General features: G+C 55.8%; 16 protein-coding genes and 1 tRNA gene. 13 read left to right on the top strand and 4 right to left on the bottom strand.

Annotation, left to right across the window (positions count from 1 at the left end; genetic code table 11):
• Positions 1 to 11: 11 nt before the first annotated feature.
• Together ABLN87_RS14470 and ABLN87_RS14465 are read right to left on the bottom strand one after the other, a co-directional pair.
• Positions 12 to 836 carry a SapC family protein gene (locus ABLN87_RS14470; RefSeq protein ID WP_353011324.1) on the bottom strand — a complete coding sequence of 275 codons (825 nt, stop codon included), beginning with the start codon at positions 834 to 836 and terminating at the stop codon, positions 12 to 14.
• Between the two features lie 61 nt (positions 837 to 897).
• The gene (locus ABLN87_RS14465; RefSeq protein ID WP_353011322.1) at positions 898 to 4,731 is read right to left on the bottom strand and encodes an Ig-like domain-containing protein; all 3,834 of its coding nucleotides are present in this window, start codon (positions 4,729 to 4,731) and stop codon (positions 898 to 900) included.
• Positions 4,732 to 4,957: 226 nt separating this feature from the next.
• On the opposite strand from ABLN87_RS14465, the gene ABLN87_RS14460 reads away from it, so the two are divergent.
• Entirely contained in the window at positions 4,958 to 7,009 is a 2,052-nt protein-coding gene (locus tag ABLN87_RS14460) for a dockerin type I domain-containing protein (protein ID WP_353011320.1), read from the top strand.
• 32 nt (positions 7,010 to 7,041) lie between these two features.
• Here ABLN87_RS14460 and ABLN87_RS14455 read toward each other — a convergent pair.
• Positions 7,042 to 7,126: transfer RNA gene (locus ABLN87_RS14455), tRNA-Leu, on the bottom strand.
• Positions 7,127 to 7,874: 748 nt separating this feature from the next.
• On the opposite strand from ABLN87_RS14455, the gene ABLN87_RS14450 reads away from it, so the two are divergent.
• From ABLN87_RS14450 to ABLN87_RS14395, 12 genes are all read left to right on the top strand, one after another.
• A complete protein-coding gene (locus tag ABLN87_RS14450; protein ID WP_353011318.1) occupies positions 7,875 to 8,288 on the top strand; it encodes a hypothetical protein in 414 nt (137 codons plus the stop codon).
• 3 nt (positions 8,289 to 8,291) lie between these two features.
• On the top strand, positions 8,292 to 10,304 hold the full coding sequence (locus ABLN87_RS14445; protein ID WP_353011316.1) for a dynamin family protein: 2,013 nt from the start codon (positions 8,292 to 8,294) through the stop codon (positions 10,302 to 10,304).
• An 8-nt stretch (positions 10,305 to 10,312) separates the two neighbouring features.
• Entirely contained in the window at positions 10,313 to 12,058 is a 1,746-nt protein-coding gene (locus ABLN87_RS14440) for a dynamin family protein (RefSeq protein WP_353011315.1), read from the top strand.
• A gap of 52 nt (positions 12,059 to 12,110) precedes the next feature.
• Positions 12,111 to 12,509 (top strand): hypothetical protein, encoded by a 399-nt coding sequence (locus ABLN87_RS14435; protein ID WP_353011313.1) that lies wholly within the window; start codon positions 12,111 to 12,113, stop codon positions 12,507 to 12,509.
• Positions 12,510 to 12,532: 23 nt separating this feature from the next.
• Positions 12,533 to 13,405 carry a hypothetical protein gene (locus ABLN87_RS14430; RefSeq protein WP_353011311.1) on the top strand — a complete coding sequence of 291 codons (873 nt, stop codon included), beginning with the start codon at positions 12,533 to 12,535 and terminating at the stop codon, positions 13,403 to 13,405.
• Between the two features lie 61 nt (positions 13,406 to 13,466).
• The gene (locus tag ABLN87_RS14425) at positions 13,467 to 15,506 is read left to right on the top strand and encodes a dynamin family protein (RefSeq protein ID WP_353011309.1); all 2,040 of its coding nucleotides are present in this window, start codon (positions 13,467 to 13,469) and stop codon (positions 15,504 to 15,506) included.
• The gene (locus ABLN87_RS14420) at positions 15,503 to 16,789 is read left to right on the top strand and encodes a dynamin family protein (protein ID WP_353011307.1); all 1,287 of its coding nucleotides are present in this window, start codon (positions 15,503 to 15,505) and stop codon (positions 16,787 to 16,789) included. The genes ABLN87_RS14425 and ABLN87_RS14420 overlap by 4 nt, the downstream gene beginning before the upstream one ends.
• A gap of 338 nt (positions 16,790 to 17,127) precedes the next feature.
• On the top strand, positions 17,128 to 19,305 hold the full coding sequence (locus ABLN87_RS14415; RefSeq protein WP_353011305.1) for a serine/threonine-protein kinase: 2,178 nt from the start codon (positions 17,128 to 17,130) through the stop codon (positions 19,303 to 19,305).
• A 210-nt stretch (positions 19,306 to 19,515) separates the two neighbouring features.
• Positions 19,516 to 20,481: an FHA domain-containing protein gene (locus tag ABLN87_RS14410; protein ID WP_353011303.1), complete on the top strand. Its 966-nt coding sequence runs from the start codon at positions 19,516 to 19,518 to the stop codon at positions 20,479 to 20,481.
• Between the two features lie 3 nt (positions 20,482 to 20,484).
• Positions 20,485 to 21,270, top strand: a complete 786-nt coding sequence (locus ABLN87_RS14405) for a PP2C family protein-serine/threonine phosphatase (RefSeq protein WP_170534935.1) — start codon at positions 20,485 to 20,487, stop codon at positions 21,268 to 21,270.
• Positions 21,271 to 21,289: 19 nt separating this feature from the next.
• Positions 21,290 to 22,552, top strand: coding sequence for a transporter substrate-binding domain-containing protein (locus ABLN87_RS14400; RefSeq protein ID WP_353011301.1), 1,263 nt, complete (start codon positions 21,290 to 21,292; stop codon positions 22,550 to 22,552).
• Positions 22,553 to 22,597: 45 nt separating this feature from the next.
• On the top strand, positions 22,598 to 23,704 hold the full coding sequence (locus ABLN87_RS14395; protein ID WP_353011299.1) for a transporter substrate-binding domain-containing protein: 1,107 nt from the start codon (positions 22,598 to 22,600) through the stop codon (positions 23,702 to 23,704).
• Positions 23,705 to 23,754: 50 nt separating this feature from the next.
• Here ABLN87_RS14395 and ABLN87_RS14390 read toward each other — a convergent pair whose 3' ends face one another.
• Entirely contained in the window at positions 23,755 to 24,609 is an 855-nt protein-coding gene (locus tag ABLN87_RS14390) for a polysaccharide deacetylase family protein (protein WP_353011297.1), read from the bottom strand.
• Positions 24,610 to 24,612 lie beyond the last annotated feature (3 nt).

Below are 24,612 nucleotides of genomic sequence, written 5' to 3'. Positions count from 1 at the left end.
ATGCGAAAGCCTTAAGCATATGCATGAGCGCCCTCCTGCTTATCATAGTTGAACGGTAACTCTTCGAGCTGCGCATTCACGACAGCATCCAGAAACCCAGAGACCTCGGAGGAGGTTTGGAGCTGCGATCTATCGGTCAGTTGATCCTGTATTTGCGTCAACCACTGCACGTGCGACAGTGAAACCTGATGCGCATGAATCAGGCGCATGGCTCGGCTATTGGTCAAAAGCACCCGGTGGGAGGACCGCAGACCATGTATCGCCTGAAGATGAATGCCAAAAAGATCATGCGGGCCATCAGCCTTCAAAACCTCGCTCAGCGGCGAGAGTAGATCCAAGTCACGGATCAGGCGGCACAGCCCCAACGTTTCACGCTCAGCTACTGCGCGCTGAAAGAGAAACGATTTTACTTTGATGAGATCGCAGTTCAGCCTCTTTGCGTCATCAAAGAAACGAACATCATCGGGGTTATCGGTGACCAACCCCATAGTTTCATCAACAAGCAAATGAAACTGTTGCCCTGAGGTTGCCGAGGCGGGGCCCGCACCAAAAGGCGGGCAGCGCAGCGCAGTTGGCAAATATCGCGCCAACCAAATGCCATTTGCAGTGACAAAAGGAGTAGTGGAGTCGACCTGCATCGACAGCAGAGCAACGGGCTGGCAACCCACCGGGGTCATTCGGAAAGCGATCGGAAACATGGCGGCAACCTGCAGGATTTCCGCTTCTACAACAGCGCACTCCGTCAGATGTCGGGCAAACTCGTAAGATGTGAACCGCCGCCAAAAGCGATGTCCATGCCGTTCGAAAGTGACCGGAGTCAGGCCGTTCTGTAGCATAGCGTTCCCCTCACGCTGTCTGATTACGAAGTCGAATCCAAATGTATGACTGCGAGGCGGGTTACGCCGTCGCACCCGTAGGATCGGTATACAGAATGTTGTCGGTGGACAGCGCGCTTAGATCATCGAGCCCGTCAAAGATGGCCACGGTTTCAACACTCGCGTCACTCGATCCTGAATAATCCACCCTGATCAACGCACTGTCTGTACCGTCAGTCGCCAGTACATAGAGCGCATCGCCAGATTGTGCACCTGTGAGGCTTTCGACGGCCGTTTCAAGCGACGCTGCCGTGAGATCGGTCAGCACCGTCGTCAACCCGACAAAGCCCGTATCGAGACCCAACGCATCACCAACCGCCAGGGTTTCAAATCCGGTTCCGTCGCCTCGCAATGTGCTGACACCCAACCCGCTGAACATCAGCGCATCCGTCACGTCTGTTGCCGGACCAAGTGTAAACCCGGAGATCGTATCAACGCCGTTTGTTGTCGGGTCAGCTTCGAAGACAACAACATCGCGCCCGGCTGTATTCAGGTCAATCGTGTCATCCCCTTCGCCGCCACGCATCAGCGTATCGACATCAGACGCCGCCATCGTATCATCACCATCAGTGCCCAAGTGCAGCACCATTGGCCCTCCATCCGGAGTCCTGATCGTCAAAACAATGGGCTGGTTGGGATCCTGTACAGTCATCGTGAATGTGACCAAAGGTTGGGACAGGTCTGTGAAGGTAGTAGCCGCACCTGCAAAACTGACGACATCGCCAGGTCCGGTGTTGGCTAAGAAGAGATCGAATTCACCATTTTCTGTGTCAGAATTTACATCGAACGTGACCACGGAGGAGTCGTATTCCAGCTCAGCTGTCATGGCCAAACCAGATGAGATGTCCCGATCAGAATCGGCATGGATTGCGAAGGTTATGGTCGAGCCAGATTGCGCAATCTCGGAAATCACATAGGCTGCAGGCACATAGGCTGCTGTTTCTGTTGTGACAGGCAACGGATCTGGCCCACCCGAGACGTTGGCTTGCGCCGTGAAGTCGAGATCATCACCCGCTTCGGTACCCGCAAATTCAGACGCCGAAACTGTCAACGACCATGTTCCATCCGGGCCAACAGTTGCAGTACCGACCGAATTGCCGTTCAACAGAACATCAACGGCTTGGCCTGTACTAAGACCCGCTGAGCTGCCACTGACAACCACGCCAGAGCTTTGCGCATCGCTTAGGGCTATCGCTTCATTCGTTCCAATTGCGCGCATGCTCAGCGCGGGCCGGAAATCGGTCGTGACCGAAGTGGTTGCCGCAGGTGAAATGTTTCCAGCGCTGTCCGGAACCGTAGCCGAGATTGGATAGCTGGTCATGTCTGACAATGCGGCCAGATCAGACGTCGGGACCGTGGCTGTCCAAGTTCCACCTGAGGCAGTGGCGACATAGGTCTGCCCGCCGAATGTGACGGATACGGTTTGCCCATCCCCGGCGGTTGTGGTTCCAGAGATTGCAAGGTCGCTGTCACGTTCGGTTACGTCAAGAACCGCCCCCACAGGCAAGGCATCAATTGTGATGGATGGTGCGGAGAAGTCGGTGTCAAAGCTGGTATTTGTTTGACCGCTATTGCCTGCGCTGTCAGCTACGGATGCAGTGACATCATATGTGACGTCATGCTGTAGCCCGCTTAGATCAGACGATGGTGCGGTAAGGGTCCAGTTGCCACCGGAGACGGTTGCAGTTCCAGTGACATCCACCGTTCCATCGGGCCGCGCAATCTCGACCGTTACAACCGTCCCGTCTGGCGCATCTGAAGTGCCTGAAATGGTCAGATCCGTACCCTGTTCAGCCGCATTCATCACCGCACCATCCGATAGAGTGGTAATAGCGACACTGGGTGCGGTGAAATCGGTATCAAAGCTGTTCGTTGCCTGAATGGCCGGGTTGCCTGCAGCGTCTGACACGTCAGCTGTCACCGATATGGTTGACGCATCTGACAATGCTGCCAGATCGCCAGCGGGGACAGTGACGCTCCAGGCGCCGGCGCTGGCAGTTCCGGTATAGGTTTGACCATTCAGCTCGACCGTAACAACCTGCCCATCCTCAGCCGACGTTGCCCCGGCAATCGTCAGATCAGTCGCTTGCTCGGCAGCGTTCATGACAGCGCCATCCGAGAAGCTATCGATGCTGAGTGTGGGTGCGCTGGCATCTTTAGTAACGGGCGTATCTGCCTGAGGAGCAGCAAGCCCATCAACATCCGAAACGTCCGCTGTGATAGAGAAGCTGCCTCCATCGGCAAGGGCCGCAAGATCACCGGCTGGAACAGTGACGCTCCAACTACCGCCCGAGACGGTGCCGGTGTAGGTTTGCCCATCGAGCGTGACGGTGACGGTTTGACCGTCCTGCACATTTCCAGTTGTGCCGGAAATGGTCAAATCCGACCCGGCCTCGGCCGCGTTCAGTACCGAACCTATTGTAAGAGGTGCGATGCTGATAGAAGGGCCTGTCAGATCGACAGGTACCGAAGCCGTCGCAGCGACCGCCGGGTTTCCAGCCGCATCGTCAACGGTGACACTGATCACCGCAGGCGTCCCGGTTGTCAGACCCGAAAGATCAGCGTTTGGGACTGTTACGCTCCAGCTGCCACCCGAGGCGGTGCCGGTAAAGGTTTGGCCATCCATCGTAACCGTAACGGTCTGCCCATCTTCGGCACTGGTGCTGCCGGTCAGGATCAAATCGCCGCTGACATCAATCAGTTCGATCGACCCGCCAGCGACCGGGTCCAACGAAATGGTCGGAGCGCTGAAATCGGTATCGAAACTGCTACTTGTTTGAGGGGCAGGGTTGCCGGCCTCATCCGAAACGTCGGCAGTAACCGATATGGTTGTGCCATCCGGCAATGAGGCAAGATCAGCAGCCGGGACAGTAACGCTCCAATTGCCGCCCGAGACAGTGCCTGTATAGGTCTGACCATTGAGCGATACGGTGACGGTTTGCCCGTCTTCGGCATCGGTTGTTCCCGTGACGATCAAGTCTGTTGCTTGTTCGGCAGTGTTCATCACCGCCCCATCCGAGAAGCTGGTGATAGCCAGGGTCGGGGGTACTGTATCGACTTCGAATGTAACAGTTTCAACCGACAGCTCATCCCCCATGTCATCGAGATGTCGAATGGTGATGTCCGTCACGCCCTGAGGCACGCCGCTGGCCTCTGACGGGGTCAAAGAGACACTCCAATTCCCATCTGAGTCCGGGGTCACGGTTTTGACTACTGATCCAATGGTGATCTCGACACTGTCGGTGCCCGCTGGGGTGACGGAATTGATGGTCGAATTGCTGAGCGTTGTTCCCTGCAACTGAGCCAAGTTGAGGCTTGGATGGCTTGGAGCAGGCGGAGGCACTGGTGTTGGCGCAGGCGCAGGGCTGGCATCATCGCCCCCACCACCGCCACCAGCAGCAGCGGCAGCCCCCGCCAGACCCAAACCGCCCAAGGCCGCACCGGCCCCACTGACACCGCCTGCAGCAGCGCCTGCTTCAGCCAGGCTGAACTGTGCAATCTCGGCAACCGTCGCTTCGGCAATCATGATGGCGCCGCTGTCCAGAACCTGAATATTCTCGGCGGCAACAATCATGCTGCGCCCGTCGGTCATCTTGAGAAGAACATCTCCATTTTTCAGCAGCTTGGCCGATTGCACGCCGGGAATGGTTTCAGCGAACTGGTAGGCATACAGCTCTTCAATCGTGGCCTGAGCAAACGCGGGCAGCGCCAACAGAGATGACCCCAGCCCACCTGCCAAACCACGCCCGGCCCAGCGGCCCATTTTGCGATCTATCCACTGGCGAATCCGGCGCGAGCGGTCCGTTTCCGATTGATCCGCTGCTGGATGCGTATTGGTCTCAGGTGCTTTGGTCATCTTACCCTCACATGTATTGCCCGCGATCTTGGAGGGGGGACAATCCGCCCCGTTTAGGCTTTTGCTCATCTGTCTTACCCTTTGACTGCGTCGGCGATCGGACCCGAAAAAATTGAACTAAACTCAAACAGAACTCCTCGTTTTCACCACATTCTTGCTAAGGTTTCGATCTGGGCATCGGATCATCTTTGTCCTCAACGCCAGGGGTGGCGGCGGGGTGATGACTATGATGCTGCAATTCGAAACATTGGTCGCAACGGGGAGCACGGCGCTCGATTCAGGTATCGGCGATACGGCTTTAAAAACGTTTAACGGGGACACGTATCTATACACATTGACCGGCCCAACCGGGGGCATCGCGGTATGGAGGCTGGTTGACGGCGCAATCCCGCAACTGGTGGATACCCAGTACTACAGCGGGTCGATCATGTTTCAGGTGGGCGGCACGGGAACGCCTGTTTCGCTGGCGGGCACGGATCATCTGGTACTGGATATCAACACGGCCACCGGGCTTGTCAGCTATGATCTGCACACCGACGGCACGGTTGGAGATTTGCAGGAAACCGGAACGTTGAGCGGCGGTGGCGATCTGTCTGCCGTGACCCAGTTTTCTGTCGGATCGACCAACTATCTGGCGCTCGCGCATGAAGATACCGGCCAAATCGGAACCTACATCGTCAACGGTGACGGCAGCTTGTCGCCAGCCGGGCTCATCACCGGAACAGCCGATTCGATGCAGGCAATTCAGGCTGATGCCGGGCAGTTTATTGTTGGAACAGATGCAATAAGCAATGGCATCACCGTGTATCGCATCGATCCGGCGAACGGGACGCTCAGCGCGGTCGACAATAGCGACGCCATCGCAACCCTTGGCATTTCGACACCAACTGCGGTTGAAACGGTCGAGGCGTATGGCGAATCCTGGATCGTGGTGGCCGGATCGGGCAGCAACTCGCTCAGCGTTATGCGGGTGAACAGTGATGGTACACTTTCGCCGTCCGATCACCTGCTGGATACGTTGGACACCCGGTTCCAAGACGTGCAGGATATCGCGGTAATCGAAGTCGATGGGCGGGTCTTTGTGGTCGCCGGTGGGGGCGATGATGGCATCACGCTTTTCACCATGAGCCCAAACGGACAACTGATCCATATGGACAGTTTCGCGGACACGTTGCTGAGCGGGTTGCAAAATGTCGAAAACCTGAGCGTGGCCCGAATCGGTGATGAGCTGCAGATTTTGGCGACCAGCCAGATTGATGCAGGGGTGAATCTTCTGACCGTCGACGTTGCAGATCTGGGGGATGTCCGGGAAGGCTTCGGCACCGTCACAGGCACTGCTTTGGATGACATGCTCAGCGGCGGCGTGTTGAACTCAAACCTGCTGGGCGGGGCAGGGGATGACATCCTGATTGCAGGGGCGGGGGCCACCACGATGACGGGTGGGGCCGGGGCGGATATATTCGTGATGCAATCTGGCAGCGGTGTTACAACCATCACAGATTTTGAGGCGGGAACAGACCGGCTTGATCTGTTTGACTACCTGCTGCTGCGATCGCCGACCCAGCTGACCGTTACCAGCACGGCAGACGGTGCGGATATCACCTATCGAGACGAGGTCATCCACATCACCTCTGCGACCGGAGGGCCGCTGACCAACACCGAAATCTTTGGCGCAGGCTTTGGCGGGCCCGACCATATCCCCGTTGATTTCAGTGATTTTGGTGTGTCCGAACCACCCAGCTCAGGTGGGATTCAAGGCGATATCTCTATCAGCTCCGAGACCGGAAATCCGGGCCTAGGGGATGCTGAAATTCAATTCACACCTGACGGAAACAGCCCGATTACCACAACCGCAGACGAAGACGGAAATTTCGATCTCGGCCTGCCCTCGGGGACTTACTCCGGACATCTAGACGTCACCAAATCCTATTCGACGGCAAGTGCCGAGATCACTGCACTTGACGCACTGCAAGTGTTGCGGATCGCGGTTGGGTTGGACCCGACTTTCGGGCCCGCTGCACCGGAAAACCTCATCGCTGCGGACATCACTCAAGACGGTACAATCAACGCACTGGACGCACTGGCGATCTTGCAAGTAGCGGTTGGGCAGACGCCCACGCATGAAGCCAAATGGGTTTTTCTCGACGCTAACGCAGATTTGTCAGGGGTCACCGCGTCCAATGTTGATTATGATACGGGAATAGATGTTGTCGCAATCGACGGCGTGATCGAAGCGGACATGACATCCATTCTGCTGGGCAACCTCGAGGCCGTATAAATACTCATAATGATGATTATGTTAAATATCAGTGGTGCGGGTGGAGGGACTTGAACCCCCACGCCTTGCGGCGCCAGAACCTAAATCTGGTGCGTCTACCAATTTCGCCACACCCGCAACCGAACACCTATGTGCCGGACTGGAGCGCTCCATAACAAAGCTTTATCCGGGACGCGAGAGGTAAAATTCACCCCGACCCAAGAATTTAATCTAGAGGTCCCGCGCGATTTCCATACCCTTGGGCAGAATCGTCAGAAAAACACCAGCCTTGGGATGTCGCGGCTCACATCATATGGGTTCAGGAAGGCTGATTTGTCGGACTTAGGCTTACACGATCCGAAACCCGGATCTTGGGTACCAACTCGCTCGATCAGACAGAGATTTCTCAGTCGCCAAGAAAAACGCGCTTACGTTGTATCGGTTAGACTGCGAAGTTCAAAACGTGTCGAGCTGGCTTTGTCAGTTCGACCCTTTCTGCAATTGCGCCATTGGCAAAAATCCAGATCGCTCACAGAACAGCACCAGCAGTACCGGAACTAGCGCTACAAATACAAAGCGTTAACGCGATCTCAAAAACCGCAACGAACTGTCTGTCAAAAGCGTTCAATGCGGCACTCGCTCTATCTTCAAATCCAAAAACACTGCGCACCTGTTAACCATACACCTCAAGGTTGAGGCATTCCTATGCGCGCCACTTCATATTTACGCCACAATTCAAGCACCAAAATATCTTATTCGCGTCAAAATAACACCGCCTTGGCCGGGCTTCTTGGTCCAAGGAGTTAATGAGTCCTTTTTCGCCGTTTTGGCACCTGTACGAGTCTTCCGCTCAACTCCAGTAACAAGGGTCTTTGATGTGACCAGCATGAACAACTCCGCCGCTGCCGAGCAAGAGGCCGTCTTCTTCGCTCGCGAAAGCTTCATAGGTGAGCTGAAGTCTTTGAACCGGGATTATCCTGATACAGGCTTTGGTATCTCTCTTCGCACCCACTCGGGTGAACATTACCTGCTGGCAAACGCACGTATGCCCCTGCCCGCAGCGAAATCGGACGGGTTTCCAACTGGCCGGCGTTTGGCCTGCCTCGAAAATGGTGATCGCTTCAGCGCAATTGAGGTGCTGGCTGATTCCCACGCATATGAAACCATCTCGCCTCGGGACGAGGCAGAAATTCTGGGTAATGCTCTGGATCTGATCGCCCGTATCGACACCCTGACCAACATGCCCGCAGGCTGCGTTTCGCCGGCCCAGCAAATCGCTGCAACTGGCACCGGAGGCTAACACATGGCGCGTAACGACCACCTTTTGTCTGTCGGAAACGAGGCGCTTGCCCCGATGACGTCGGCAATGTCGTCATTAACGACTCAGATCGACCAATTGACAGAAGTGGCCGATGCGCGGTCAACGGCCCGGCTTGCGACGCTGAAAACGCGGATCGAGAACTTTTCTGCAAGCATCACCATGGTTGGACAGGTCAAAGCGGGTAAATCCTCGCTGGTGAATATCCTGGCCGCTCGCCCTGCCCTGTTGCCCTCGGATGTGAACCCGTGGACCTCGGTTGTGACCACGCTGAACATCAACACCCGGACACCCGGCGATACGCGGTCCAAGTTCACCTTCTTCGAGCAAGAAGAATGGGACAACCTGATGGTTGGCGGTGGACGCCTTGGTGAATTGGCCAATCGCGCCGGCGCAGATGATGAGATGGAAGACATCCGCCGTCAGGTCGCTGAAATGAAAGCCAAATCAGAAGAACGGTTAGGCAAGCATTTCGATCTGATACTGGGGCAAAGCCACCAGTATGACTATTTCGATGAAGAGCTGATTCAGCGCTATGTCTGTCTGGGCGACGAAGACGACCCGGATATCGACCCCAAAACCGGCCGTTTTGCAGATGTGACGAAATCCGCGGAACTGTACATGGATATTCCGCAATATCCGATCTCGCTTAAGCTGTGTGATACACCTGGCGTGAACGATACCTTCATGGTGCGTGAGCAGATTACCCTACGCAGCCTGCGGGGGTCCGAGGTCTGTGTCGTTGTTCTGGCGGCAAGCCAGGCGCTGACCACGATGGATATGGCACTGATGCGGATCATCGCGCAGTTCGAAAACCGGCAGATCGTTTTGTTCGTGAACCGGATCGATGAATTGGCTGATCCGGTCAATCAGGTCCCAGAAATACGCGACCGTATACAGGAAACCCTGAAGCAGAACAATATCGATGCAAATACCAGCATCGTGTTTGGCAGTGCCCTGTGGGCCGAGGCCGCTCTGACAGGTAATCCAGACATCCTGACCGATGAATCCCGCAAGGTGTTAAACACCTTCTATCTGGCTGCTGGCTTTGGCGATCAGGCGGCGTCTTTAGATAAAATATGGGCGCTGTCCGGGCTTCCTGATTTGCTACTGGCGATGAACGAACGGATCGCAGATGGCGCAGGAGCGCGTTTGCTGGATCGCGTCCGCCACCGTGCACGCAACATTGCAAGCCAGATTCGCGCAACGGCTGTTGCCAAAACCCTGTCCGGCAACGAAGGCGTTGTCCGCGATCTGGGCGGCGCATCGCCGGAAGAAGCGATTTCGACTGTTTCCGACGAATACGAGAAGAAGGCCGCCGAACTGACGGCTGCGCTGCGCGACAAGGTGATCGAGCGTTTGAATTCAGCCGAGGCAAACTTTGTCAAACGCGCCACCGACTCGTTGATTGCTCATCTTGAGGAAAACGGCGAAGAGGGCACCTGGCACTATGATCCGGCGGGTTTACGGACCCTTCAAAAAGCGGCTTACTTCAGTTTTGCCCGGTCGATGAAGAAAGAGGCGGGTGCACTCTACGCCACTGCTGCAGCGGATGTAGAAGCGCTCTATCATAAGCTGTTGGGCAACCATCTCGGCGAATTCAGCATCGAAGCCCCCATCGTCCCGCGTGTCCCGCCGCCTTTGGGGATCGGACGCACCATTGCGCTGGACCTACAAAGCACTTGGTGGCGCAGGTGGTGGCAAAAACGCAAAGGCTTCGAAGCCTATGCGGCTGACTACACAAGACTGATCGCATCCGAAGCGAATTCGATCACCAAGGATATCGAAGAAAATCAGGTCGCGGCGGTTCTGGAAAACGTCCGAGCCGGGCTGACCGATTTCATGCGCGAGCAGAAAGAGACGTTGCTGAATATTTCGGCCTCAGCGGAGAATGGCAACAAACAGGCCCCCGCTCTGGCGGCGAATCTGCAGTTGCAGAAGTCGCGCGACGAGATTCTGGGCGACATCCTGAAAAACCTTAGCAACGAAGCGGCGTGAGAAGAAAAATGGCAAAAGACACACAGAACCGTTTCGTTTCCCCCAAGGCATGGGAGCGTATCGAGCAATGGTCACGCCGGAAGCCCGTTTTTGCCCTTATGGGCGAATTCAGCGCCGGGAAATCCACTCTGATGAACTTTCTGTTGCGCACCCACACGCTGCCAACGCAGGTTACAGCCACGCAATTGCCGCCCGTCTGGTTCAGCTGGGGCAATAAGTCAGCCTATGTGAAGCGCCATGATGGCAGCAAAGATCTAATCGATTTGGACCAGCTTGAAACAGTAGGTGTGAATGATGCTCAGTTCATTCGCATTTTTCTGGAAGCCGATATTCTGGAAGCGGTCGATCTGATCGATACACCGGGTATTTCTGATCCGAAAATATCGACCGATGTTTGGCAACGCGCGGTTGGTCAGGCCAATGGCGTTTTGTGGTGCACCCATGCGACGCAAGCCTGGCGCGAAACCGAGCGTGCAACCTGGGTCTCTTTGCCGGAACGGCTGCAACACAATTCTTTGCTGCTGGTCACCCGAGCTGATGCGCTGGGCCAAAAAGACCGGCAAAAGGTGCTGCGTCGCGTGAACCGCGAAGCCGGTCATCTGTTTAATCGCTCGATCTTGTTTTCGGCCCGCGATGCGATTGAGGCCCGCGACAATACCGGTGATGCCGAGATGTGGTCGCGCAGCGGTGGCGGTAAGATGATCGACAGCTTCCTGGAGATCACCGAAAACATCATGGATAGGCGAGCAGATCAACTTGCTCGGTATCAGATCGACAAAGGTCTTTCGGACGGGCCTAAGGTTCAGCCCTTGCGGCCTTCAAGAAACACCGAGTCCCCCACTGCGACCCGACCAGATGCCGAGACACCGGCACCTCTCAAACTGGTAAATCCCGTAGAAGAATCGGACGGCGACGCCTCTGTGGTCACCAGCTTCCCGGTCCGTCCAGCGCGCGTTGAGAGACGTGCTGATGAAGACGAGCGCCCCCGTATCGACTCTGCCGAAGCAGATCGTTTGCGGGCCGAGATGGCACCCGAATCTGAAAACCCCCATCAGGATTCAGAGACAAAAGAAGACGAACTGCGCGCGTATTTCCGAGATACCGCCAAAGATCCAATGGAATTTGATGCCGTTTCAGATCGGACATCTGAGATCGATGAATATGACCTTCTAGAGGATGAAGACGCTGATGATGAGGTCGAAAACATCCTTATCGTCTCGGATGCTGAGGTTGGATCGTCAGATTCAACAGACGAGCCTCATTCTGACGATGTGCTTACATCACTGAGCACTGCACTCCATGAGACGCAAGAAACATCTGAGGATGCTGAAGTTGAAGAGCCGGAAGCCGATGGTGACGTAAGCGAGGCAACGACCTCTTCCATCGCAGCATTGATGGCTGAGCAACACGAGGTAGCGTCAGATGAGTATGAACCCGAGCCCGAAACACACGGATTGGTCGAACTGTCTTCTGCGACTGTCCCTCAAGAAACCGCCGAGCCGCAAGTTGTTGAGCTGGAAGCGCTTTCAGAAGATCGTCCCGGCACTTCGCTAAGCGCTTTGGCGATGTGGACTGAAGTCACCAAAAACGAAGTTCTGCCTGATGACCCGCGCGAGTTGATGAGAGTGTTCCATGCATTCCTCAAGGAATTCGATCAGATATCTTCCGAGCATAGTGAAAAACAGACCAACGAAGGGTTGCGTTCGATCCCTAAATCCAACGAAAACAGCGGGATGGAATGGCATGTCTTGTAATCGAAACCAGATCCGGATAACCGGTTATTAGCAAAATAAAACAGTTAGTTACATGTCGATACATGATGCGTTGAACGCCGCTATTGAAACAATACCCGACTGCCTTGCAGCCGGGTATATCGACATGGAAACGGGGATGTTGCTGGGAACCTGCATCAAAGAGTCAGACGACGCGATCGATCTAGATGAACTGGCCATCGCAGTGGCCAACCTTTTTCAAGGACGCGGAGTGTCCGCCTTCGAAGCATTGTTGCGTCAGACGGACGAAGACTCTGACGCCGACGGGTTCGGCGAGATCGCGGTGTTTTCAAACGATCGACTAAACATTTTTTTGCGCACGCGTGAATTTCCCGATCACGTGGTCTGCTATGTCTGCCGCAACAGCGCGAATGTGGGTCTTGTCCTTACTAAATCACACCTTAGCCTTACGTCGATTACGGCTGCGGTCTGAACCAGAGCAATGAGGGTCACGGTATGATGGATACAGACATACTCGAGATGCTTGATGAAATCGGGCGCAATTCAGTCGCTCGGTTGTCTCCGGTTGTGATGATTGCGGGCGACACGCCCGAGTTACGTCGAACCAAGATTCTGAGTGTGATCCGCAATACGATATTGCCGCGCCGGCTGGAATTCACTGCAGCCAATGGGGATTGTCTGGCGCTTGAAGTGAACAGCTCACGCGTGACGGATGTGTTTCGCGTTGTATCCGGTCCCGTCCCGGATTTCGAAACTGCCCCGCGCGAGGAGTTGATCGACAATCTGGCACAGCTTGTCTCTGATATCGCCTCGGCCCCTGCCCCGCTGGAACTGCTATCTCTGAAGCCCGACAACGTGCTTGAAGCGGATGACGTGGGTGTCACCCTGCGTGAGATCAGAACCGCATGCGCCGCAATTGAACTGACCGCTGAACCCACAATTTCAGTTGTGCCGGAAACACAAGAGCCTGCGCCGGAAACACCCGAAATCGAGCCAATTACCGATGCCAATGCTTCGCTGGCACAAGCGTTCTTTGACGGGGCAGATCGCTTTGCACAGGGGCGCGTTCTGGCTGCTGCACAGGATGGGACCTTGGCACAGGCCGCTGAGGATTGCGCGCCAGATGCCAAACTGCATCCCAGTCAAGATTTGCTGGCTCGCTTTGCAGCCGATCTGGCTGGCTGGGACAAAGATACAAAGACAGGGTTGGGCTTGCCCCAACTGATCGTAATGCGCCCTTCCGGTGGAAAGGGCGCAGGACTGGCCGTTGTAAATGACGGTCAAAACATCGCCTTCGCTGTACACGAGGCGCGCAAACTGGGGGCCGTGGTCAACTTGTGGACCACGTTGCAGGAGGCAGAAGAATGACTGCCTTCTATGTTGTTAAACCACCGAATTGTTTGAGTAGAGAGTTGTTAGGATACCCAGTATGAGCGAGTCCAATCGTCGTGAGTTAATCCGCATAGCCGAGGACATGAATGAGACGAGCAATGACGAAACCCGTCAGTTCATCTCGCGCATTGTCGGCGATCTTTCAAATCTGAAACCATCCATTGCCTTTGTCGGGCAGATCAAGGCCGGCAAATCCCGCCTTATCAATGGCTTCACCGGTCAGGCAGAATACCTGCCATCCGATGTGAACCCGTGGACAACGGTGATCACCGACATGCATTTCGGGCATCCTTCGGGGCGGACCGAAGGGGCAGAGTTTCATTTCTTCGACAACCACCAATGGCAGTCGCTGATCGCCGAAGGTGAAGAGTTGCGCAATATGTTCCCTGATGACGAGGACAGCTATAAGCGCGAGATGATCGAAGAGCAGGTCGAGGCGATGAAAACGCGCGCGCAGCGGCGTCTGGGCGACAGTTATGAACAATTGCTGGGGCAGCATCACGACCTGGAACAGCTGAATTCGGACGATCTGGCTCGTTACGTCTGTGCCGGCGACGACCCAACCGAAGATGGCCCGTTAGATCCCGGCAGCGACCGAGGACTGTATAGCGACATCACCCGCAAGGCCGAGGTATATTTTGATATCGGGCATTTCCCGTTCCCACTGACAGTGACAGACACGCCCGGCGTTAACGACCCGCTGTTGATCCGCGAAGAAATCTCGCGTCAGTACCTGAAAGAATCCGATTTCTTTGTGGTGGTTCTGTCATCACATCAGGCGCTTTCTCGTGCCGACCTGAAACTGTTCCGCCTGATGCAAGCGCTTGAACTTGGGCAGATCGTGGTTTTCATCAACCGCGTGGACGAACTCAGCGATGGCGCAGAAGACGCGACAAAAGTGCGCGCCGATGTTCTGGATGGGTTGGAACAGGCCCTGGGCAACTCAAACATTGACGTGCTGATGGGCAGCGCGCAATGGGCGCATTATGCGCTGACGGGCGATGAAACAGGTGTGAATCACGACCATGTTTTGTCCTGGCTGCGCGCTCATCCGGAACAGATGCGGCAGTATCTGGACGGTGTGAAAGAAATTAAGCAGGGCCCTGGCCCGATCAGCCGCGAGGCGGTGCTGCGGTTCGCCGCCATGATCGCCTCAGGCTTGCCTGACCTGCGCCGTCATGTAACGCAAGCCCTGATTGACGGGCCACATGACGAACAATTGCGCATGGCCTGGCAACACCTGAACAGCTTTGCCCAGGCCGAACTGGAACGGTCGCAGGCTGATCTGCGCGTCCTTGAGGCGGATGCAGAAGAAACAGCCGTCAGCGTCGAGAAAAACGACCAGACGCTTGAGGATCTGCGCGCACTGATTGCCGAGAAGAAACAGACTATTACCCATGAAATGGACGAGGTCTTGTCCAATCTGCGTGGGGTGATGGATGACACCGTTTCCGAGGCCGTCTCGGCTGTTGTGCGCGGTCCTGAAGGAAAGTCTCCCTTGCTGGCCAAAGGGGATACAGAACTGAACTTCACGCCGCTGCGGGATCGCATGCGGGAACTGGTTCAAGGTGCCTCACAAGTGGTACGGCAACGGGTTCTGAGCGAACTTTACACAATTGATATGCAAAGCAACGCGGCGTTGCGGGCCCTACCCGGCTGGCAGGAACCCGTCGACAATCGCATGAACACCAGTGCCGTGCGCTGGTTCCGCCCGGACACTACGGCGCTAACCCGTGGCATCACGGTCGAACTGCGTGTAAACTGGTTGTCGAGGCTGATCTCGCGCAACAGCGTTGTCTCGCGCGCGGAACGGATGATCACGCAGGAATTCGAGCTGATGGGTGACGATCTGATCGACACTGCGCGTGATGATTTGCTGGAGCGGCTGAACACCGTGTTGGATCATTATCTGGCCTTGCTGGCTGGGCATCTGCAGCATCGCGCTGGGACAGACGATACCAACGCAAAGGCGATAGCACAGGACGCGCTCGACCGCGCACGCCGTATCAGTGATGATCTTGGCGCAATCTTCGGCACCGGACATCAGGAAGACAGATTGGCAGAGGCTGCTGAATGATTGAATTTCCAGGGACCGAGCAGGAAGTGCGTCAACTCGAACGCTTCCTGACCGCGACAGAGAAGATGGAGGCGGACGCCGCGCTGGAGGATCTGCGTGCGCGCGCCTTGGCCCATGCCGAACGTCTTTCGAACGCGGTGAACATCGGTTTCGCAGGGGAATTTGGCGCAGGCAAATCCAGCCTTGCCAATATGCTGGCCGGTGCAGACATCCTGCCCACTGGCCCGCAACATCTAAAATTACCTTTGGTCATAGTTGCTTATGCCGAAACGCCCGAAACAACAGTGGGCTGGTGGAACAAAGAGCCCAAGACCTACTCGGGTATCGCATTGGAAAAGGCAGCCGCTGATGAGCCCGATTTCATCTCGGTTGGATTGAATACTCCAGCGCTCAAAGAAATCTCGCTGTTCGATCTGCCTGGATCGGGGGCGCTGGACGATACATATAAACAGACGCTTGACCTGCTCAAATTCGTGGATTGTGCGATCTGGTGCACCAACGGCACAAACGCCTGGCGAGAAACAGAACGCCATTTGTGGGCGCAAGTGCCCGCTGAGCTGCGCCAGAACAGCCTTCTTGCGGTGACCCATGCAGACTTGCCGCCTGTTGAAGAGGCTATCGACCGTGTTCTGGCACGTTTGAAAAAAGAAAAAGACGGGATGTTCCGTGCTGTTGTCCCGATAGGCACGCCCGTGGCTGTTCGGGCCATGGCGCAAGAGCCCGAACCGGATTTTGCTCTGTGGGAAACCTGTGGCGGCCAAACGCTGGCTGAACACGTGCTGGAAGTTGCGTCAAGCCGTCGTCAAAGCGATCTGGACGCCGCGCGAAAAGATATCCAACAAGAGTTGCTGCCTTTCCTTGAAGCTCTGGAAGAGCCTGAACCGAAAGCATCCGGAACAGAAAACGCCGATATGCAATCGACCTTGGGCGCGGCTCTACCCCCGTTGAACAATCCCATCCTCGAAGACTGGCTTGCCGCAATCGCGAGCATCTATGAGGATCTGCGAGAAAACGCGGATATGGAACCGGCGGCGTTCCTACAAAGCTGCCAGGAAATTGTCGAGGATTTTGCCGAGCGTCTGGAACAGGGCGGCGAAATCGACCCCGAGGCCGACTGGATTCCGGCTGAATTCGAGAAGGCCACAGACCTTCTGTTGCTGCTGCAATTCGAAAGTGGCGACGCACCGCTGAAAGATGCCATCAGCATTCTGGCTCAGTTGAGTGACAACCTGGCCTGGGCAGGTAGCACTGTTGTCACAGCGCAGACAAAAACCGGCACCTGAGCTACTCCCGCGAAGATTGAGCTGCATCGCAGCGATTCGTTGTCGCCCAAATCCGATTCTTAACAGTTTCGGAATCGTCGACCAGAACGCTCCAATCCGGGTGAGAAGCTTTGGATTGACGATCCTAAAAATCAATATCTTGATCTTTATAGTCCACTAAATCAATATATTGATATACGTCCGAAACGATCCATAGTGAAGCCATCGGGCGGCCCCAATAAAGTCTAATTTGAAACGTCTAACCGTTCTCAAGTGACCTGCGGTTGTTTTGGGTTGTCAGTTTCGGGCGGTTTGCCCGGTTGTTTTACCGCAAAAATGTGTAGAACGGGCGGATTGAAATGAGCCACAACCAGGCAGTCGGTGCATCGCACGACGAACCACATATCGAAGGATTGGAACCCGGCGCAAAGCTGTTGCGCGGACAGTACGAAATCCTTCGCTTTCTCAGCAATGGTGGGTTTGGCATTACCTACCTTGCACGAGATAGCCTTGAGCGGGATGTGGTTATCAAGGAATGCTTCCCGGGTGCCCTCTGCCGCCGCAATGGTGACCTGGTTGAGCCAAACGATCCCGAACTTAAAGAAGACCTGCGCGCCATTATTGACCTGTTCATTCAGGAAGCCCGCAACCATGCCCGCCTTGTGCACCCCAACATTGTCGATGTACATCAGGTCTTCGAGGACAACGATACAGCTTACATCGCAATGGATCTGATCCGCGGATGCGACCTGCTGGACTATATGGAAAATCCCGACACCGAAAGCGGCCCTGATTTCATCGTTCAGGTGACCGAAAAGATGCTGTCGGCGGTATCGTTCATTCACCAAAGCGGCATGCTGCACCGGGATATTTCGCCCGACAACATCCTGATTGACGAAAACGGTGATCCCGTCCTGATCGACTTTGGCGCGGCCCGCGAACAAGCGGCAAACAAATCCGCTGCCCTGTTGACCCTGCGGGTGATCAAAGACGGGTATTCACCGCATGAATTCTACGTACGCGGGGCCGAGCAGGACCCAAGCAGTGACCTCTACGTTCTGGCCGCCACGCTCTACCACGCGATTAGCGGAGAACGCCCGGTCGACGGCCAGTCTCGCCTGAGCGCATTCAACAATGGTCAGGACGACCCCTATGAACCACTGACCGGTCGGTTTGAAGGTTATCCCGAAGGCTTTTTGGAAGCGATCGACAAGGCGATGGAAGTCCACGCGACGGATCGCTTGCAAACCGCCCTGGATTGGCTGCGGATGTTCCGTGGTCCAGGTGTTATGTTTGACACATTTGCCTATCGCCCGGTTTCAGTGATCGTGGGCATGGATCGCAAGGACAAAGAAGAAGAAAAAGAGCGGATCAAAGCAGAGACCGAGAATGCCGAAGCCGTCGTGACCGCGCTGCTGGCTGGCAATTCTGATATCGCACTTGGCAATGAAGACAAAAAAGAAGACGAGCTGGCCAAGTTTACCTCAAAGGAAGACGCTCCGGTCGCCGTGGATACCGTTGTACAAAGCGGGTCGGGCGGCAACGGCAAACTGCTTGCAGGTGTAGCAGTTGTGGTCCTGGCCATTGCCGCGGGTGGATATTTCGTTATGTCCGGTGGCGACAAAGCGCCCGAAACGACGGCAACAACCTCAGTGGCTGAGCCCGAGACGCAAGCAGCAGAGACCGCTGTTGTTGCACCGGAAACCACCGCTGAACCATCAGTGGAAGAGACTTCAGAGGCGCCTGTCGAGCAGGCAACCTCCGTTCCTGCGGAACCGGCTGCCACAGAAGCAGCCGCCGCAGAACCGAATACCGACGTTGCAGAAGAGGTTACAGCCCCAGCTGACGCGACTGACACCGAGGTGGCGACCGCTGAGCCTGAAGCTTCAGCCGAAGTTTCGGTCTCGGCAGAGCCGACGGTTCCGGGTGTGCTTGCTGAGGATCAGGTTGCCTTCGCGCATTGGGATGTTGACATTCCGTTCTCGGTTTCGCGCCGTCGTGCGACTACCGGAGACACGTTTGCTGTAACCGCCGTAAATCCGGGACAGGACATGTCGGTTATTGGTGACTGGATCCAGCGTGGCGCAACGATGTTCACACTGAACGGTGATCAAATCCGCTCTGACGCATCTTTTGCGGGCCAGGTTCTGGACGGCTTCAGTGTTGATCCCGACGGATACATCCGCGTCGCTGCACGGTATCGCCTGCGGGGTGAAACCCGTGTTCAGAATGGCCTGATGGCTCTGCCCGCGATCCGTGCCCTCGGGTTGCAGAATGGGTATGAATTCACAGTGCGCAGCGATGGAGCGGATGGATGGCAAACCGTTGTATCCAACGTGCCCTCAGATGCGGCGGGCGATCTACGCGACGGAGATGTGTTGCTGAGCGAAGCCCAAACCGCAACAAATCTGAATACCGCAGAAAGCTTGGATGAAACGCTTGCTGCGCTTGTGTCCGAAAACAAACCCATTGCGCGCTTCACTGTATTGCGCGGCGGGGTCGAAACAGCTGCAACGATGCAGCTTGCACAGGAGTGATCAGACCGGTTCCCAAGTGATCTGCCAGTGTTGTGTTTGCTGAGGATGGCATATGAAAAGGCCATTTTGACGGGAGCCGGACCGTCGCAGAGAGTTACAAGTTCTAGTGGTTTTCCAAAATGATAAGTGCTGATGTGCCCACCGCGCAGAGGTAAGTTGTGGTCCCAAGGCGCATAAGTTGTGTGCCGTTCAAATGAAGGTGTCGACGCCATGTTCAAATACAAAAGCCCTCTGAGCCGGCTTCTAGAAGGCGCGGGCAAAGCAGAAGAAAAAGACGCTGCCGAAAGCGTGGCACCTACCGAGGAGACTGCGGAACCCATCGCCGATTTCAACGCACTGCGCCAAGCTTTGGCTGGCGGCAACGCGACATCCGAATCCTACGAGGAATCGGATGAGTTGATGCCGGAAGAAAAGATGCCGGATTTCGCCGAAGAGGCTGCAGTTGAAACGCCTGAGGACGTGGCCGAAGAACCTGTCGAGCAACCGCTTCAAGAAGACCATCAGAGTGGCACACAGAACGACGAGTTGTCCGCCGAAGCCCCTGCCGAAGACACTCCGGTTGTAACGCTACGCCTTGGCACCGAGGACAGTGCGGAAGTGATTGATGAGACGCCCGAAGCACCCACCGCAGAGGCCGAAGAACCGGCTCCAGCAGCGCCAATCGAAGACGCAGCGCCAGCAGAAGAGGTTGCAGAGTCTGCACCGACACCCGCCGCGGATCGCCGGTCGCGTGTAAAAACGACCTTTTTGGGTTTCGAGCGCGCCGATACCCATGTTCAGGACATGATGGAATCCGCCGAGCCCGTCACCAAGACGGAAACCGCACAGGAAACCTTCCCAGTTGGCTGGTTGGTCGTCACTGCGGGGCCTGGCCGTGGGGCAAGCGTAGCCTTGACCGAAGGGCTGATGCAGATCGGCCGGAATGATGATCAGGCGATCCAGCTTGATTTTGGCGACACAGGCATTTCTCGCGAAAACCACGCGGTGATCGCCTACGATCCGGAAGATCGTAAATGCTATCTGGGTCATGGTGGCAAGGCGAACCTCGTTCGCCTGAACGGCAAACCCGTGCTCAGCACCATCGCCCTGACCAGCGGTGATCTGATCCGCATCAGCGAAACCTCGATCCGGTTCATGGCCTTCTGCGATGACGGCTTTGACTGGAGGGATTCGTAACTGATGTTGGCGACTCCGGCATATGACATCGCCCTGATCCTGAATCAGGGTCAGCGCGACTCGCAGGAAGATGCCGTCGCCGCGCGGACCTTCGATGCAGTCGATGCGGGCTATATTGCGGTCGCTGACGGTATGGGTGGTCACGAGGCGGGTGAGGTAGCCTCGGAGCTGGTGATCAATGCCTGGCGCGATGCGCTGGATGATGAATTGGATGTCGAAACGCTGTCAGAACGCTCACTTGTTGATGCGCTGCCGCTTGCTGCGATGCAGGCCAATGCATCTATTGCCAGCCACAACGAAGAACAGGGCTTGGGCTTTAACATGGGCTCAACGCTGCTGGGTGTGCTCTTGCTGGGCCATCGCGTCTACTGGATTTCGATCGGTGACAGCCCGTTTTATCTGTTCCGGGACGGCGCGCTATCGCAGATGAATGAAGATCATTCTATGGCACCTGCGATTGACGCACAAGTTGCGCAAGGGACTCTGACTGAAGAACAGGCCCGTGCGCATCCGGATCGCAATCAGCTGACATCGGTCGTTATGGGCGGTGCAATCCCAAAGGTCGACTGCCCCGAAGAGCCGCTGAACCTATCCGCGGCTGACATCGTTGTCCTCGGCAGCGATGGGTTGCAGACCCTTACGGACAGCGAAATCCAGGATGTGCTAGCTGAACACCAAAACGCATTGGCGCAAGAGATCGCCGATGCCTTGCTACAAGCCGTTTTGGCCAAGGCAAAACCCGATCAGGACAACCTGACAATCGCGGTCGCGAAACCAAACAAATCATAACAGGCAAAGCAACCAGACCATGAGAAAGCACCTTATCATATCAAGCCTTGCACTTGCCGCTGCCACTGGCGCGGCTTGGGCGCAAGAAGCGTGTTCAACCTATGAAATCCAGCGCGGCGACAGCCTGCGCGAGTTATCTATTCAGGTCTATTCGACCGAGGATTTCCGCGTCATCTATGATGCCAACCGCGATGTAATCGGGCCCAACCCCAACATCATCCGCGTTGGCGATGTGCTGACAATGCCCTGCCTAGAAGATATCGGACGCACCTCGGTCCTTGTGGACACCGAAGAAGGGCGTCTGGCGACTGAAATGGCGGCTGAGCTTGTAAAAGCGGCAGAAGAACGTGCCGCAAAAGCGATTGCAGAAGCCGAGGCACGGGTGGCCGCTGCTGAAGCCGAAGCCCAAAAAGCCAGTGAAGATGCAGTGATTGCCGCAAGGGCTGCGGCTAAAGATGAGATTGAAGCTGCGCGCGCCGAAGGTGCAGCATTGATCCGTCAGGCACAAACCGGTGAACGGCCCGAGATCCGCGACCGGCAGCTTCTGCTGATCACGGGCGGTGGTTTCATGCCCTTTACTGATGAATCGCTGCCAAACCGCGGGCTATACACTCACCTAGTGGAAACAGCGATGCTGCGCGCTGCGCCTGAACAGGGTTACAAAATCCAGTTCGTTAACGACTGGTCCTCGCATCTGGATCTGTTGATGCCGACGCTGGCATTCGACGGCACATTCCCGTGGTCCCGCCCAAATTGCGAACAGGCAGAAGCCCTGTCTGAAAGCGATCGGAACCGGTGCGAAACCTACAACTTCTCGAACCCGTTCTACGAGGTTGTGGATTCATTCTTCGCACGCGAAGGCTCGGGATATGAACAAACACTGAGCTATGTGGATTTTGCTGGGACGACGATCTGTCGCCCCGAAGGCTGGTCGCTATCGCATTTGGATGCTGTCAGCCTGTATGAACCGGTTATCACCCTATTGCGCCCGGTCGATCCCGATGACTGCTTTCACGCCGTGATCGAAGGCCGCGCCGATATCGTTGCCATCGAGGCCCATCTGGCGGACGAGGCAATCTCGCGTCTAGGATATCAGCACCGCATTGTCGAGAACCCCAACCTAGCGGCGGTAAAGTCGCTTAACGTCATGACCCATAAAGATAACCCTGATGGGGAAGCGATCCTCGAGACGCTAAATCAGGGACTGGCAATCATGCAGCAATCCGGAGAGTGGCGCGATATCGTGTCGACCGCTCTGCGACATCAAATGGAAAATGGATAGGGCCCGGCACGGCCTAAGAAACCTACAAGTCTGGAGGAAGTGGACATGTTTGAACTCAATATTAAGAAAGTGGTGATGTCGGCCACTGCCGTCACTGCACTGAGCGCGGGTGCGGCCGCCGCGCAGCAAGCCTGTACGAACTATACCGTTTCGGATGGCGACACGATGGCGACCATCGCGATCGCGGCATATGGCTCGTCAAACTACCAGCCGATCTTCAACGCGAACCGCAACATCATCAGCAACCCAAACGATCTTGAGCCGGGCCTGGTTCTGGCGCTGCCTTGCGAGGATGGTAGCCTGCCGAACGGTCAGTCTGCTCAGGAAATTATCGCGGCGGAAGAACAACGTGCAGCCAGCATAAAACGCTCGAATGTCTATGCCCCGCCGATCAAGATGGTCGCGGGTAACGGCTGGGAACCGTTTACGACTGAGGGCCTGAGTGGCGGCGGCATCATGACCCGTCTGGCAACCACCAGCCTGCAGCGTGCAGGAAACAGCCGCGAGTATTCGGTCAGCTTCGTGGATGACTGGACATCGCACTTGGACACTCTTTTGCCGCTAGGCGCATTCGATATTTCGATTGCCTGGACACTGCCAGATTGTACCAACCGGACATATGAATGGTCCGAGGCAACAGAGGCGCGCTGCACGCAGTTCGTCGGAACTGTTCCGGTATATGATGTTGTCGGCGGTTTTTTCACGCTTCCAGAAAGCGACTACGCCAATGCAACAACCTTTGCAGATCTTGAAGGTTCGACCCTCTGCCGTATGACCGGCTGGAGCATGGTTGTTCTGGAAGAAGTTGGTCTGAACAGCAAGAACCTGGAACTGATCCACCCCAATTCTGCGCGTGAGTGTCTGGATGCTGTTTTGACTGGTTCAGCCGATGTGGCAGCATTCGAGGTGGAACTGTTCGCGGCCACAATGAAAGATATGGGCCTGACATCGCAGGACATTGTCGAAAACCCGTATGTATCCACGCTGTCATCCATGAGCTTCTTGGCACACCGCTCGAACCCCTTTGCTCGTGAATACATCGCGATGATGAACAAGGGCCTGAATGAGATGCGCCAATCTGGTGAATGGTACGCAATCATCTCGGACACACTGCGTGAGCAGAACGAAAAACTGAATGCCGGTTCGAACTGATCCCTCGGTTCAACTGTCACTATGGGGCCGATCCTGTGATCGGCCCTTTTTTATTGGGGGATCAGTTGATCCAGGCGACCAGATAGCCCTTCGGGGGGCAGCAGCCGGGCGATCTTGCGCAACACCCGCTTGCCACCCAACCGCAGCCACTGATTTTGCCGAAGTCCCCAATAGGCAGCAGTTTTTGCCCCCAAGGCAGCCAGTTCTTGTCGTGATACGCGAAACGCCTGATGGCCTGATATCTCATACGGATGCAGATAGATATGTGGGGCCAACCCGTTGGTTTTAGCCTGCTCAATCAGATCCCTGGCCACATTATCTGGTGCGAGTTTCAGATAGGTTCCGCCCAGACGTATCTGAGGCCCCCTGCCCCTGTATTGCGCGGAAAACAGCGGCAATACATGCAGCGTTGACAACCGCATCGTCCGGGCAAATTCCCGACATTGATCCGACGACCCAAAGAAAGACGAACTGTCATAGTCGAAATGCTGTTGGATTAACTGGTATTGCTCGGGCGTCTCGCGGTTCACATGAAACTTCGGTGCGCGAAAACCTTTGACAGGAGTATTCGCCGCCGTTTGCAATTGATCTTTCGCACGCGCCAGCATGGCGTCGACGGTTTGCGCCGACTGCTGGTTCATACTGTCATGATAGTGATAGTGGCAGGCGATTTCATGCCCCTGCCCTGCAATATGCGCAATCAGGTCCGAGGCATGTTCCGCAACCACGCCTGTGCAGAAAAAGGTGGCGTTGCGTCCGTCGGGGCCACCGTTTTCCTGTAAAAAGCCATCAATCAGTTCATAGCTCTGCCACAGGGCCTCTGCGCGCAATGGACCGGTTTCCCAGATACCTAGATCGCGCTTCAGATCGTGGGCGAAATCCTCGAAATCAATGCTCAGATACACGCG

This window comes from Ruegeria sp. SCP10, from assembly GCF_040329495.1.
Classification (GTDB): domain Bacteria; phylum Pseudomonadota; class Alphaproteobacteria; order Rhodobacterales; family Rhodobacteraceae; genus Ruegeria.
This window is presented reverse-complemented; position numbering and strand designations above follow the sequence as displayed.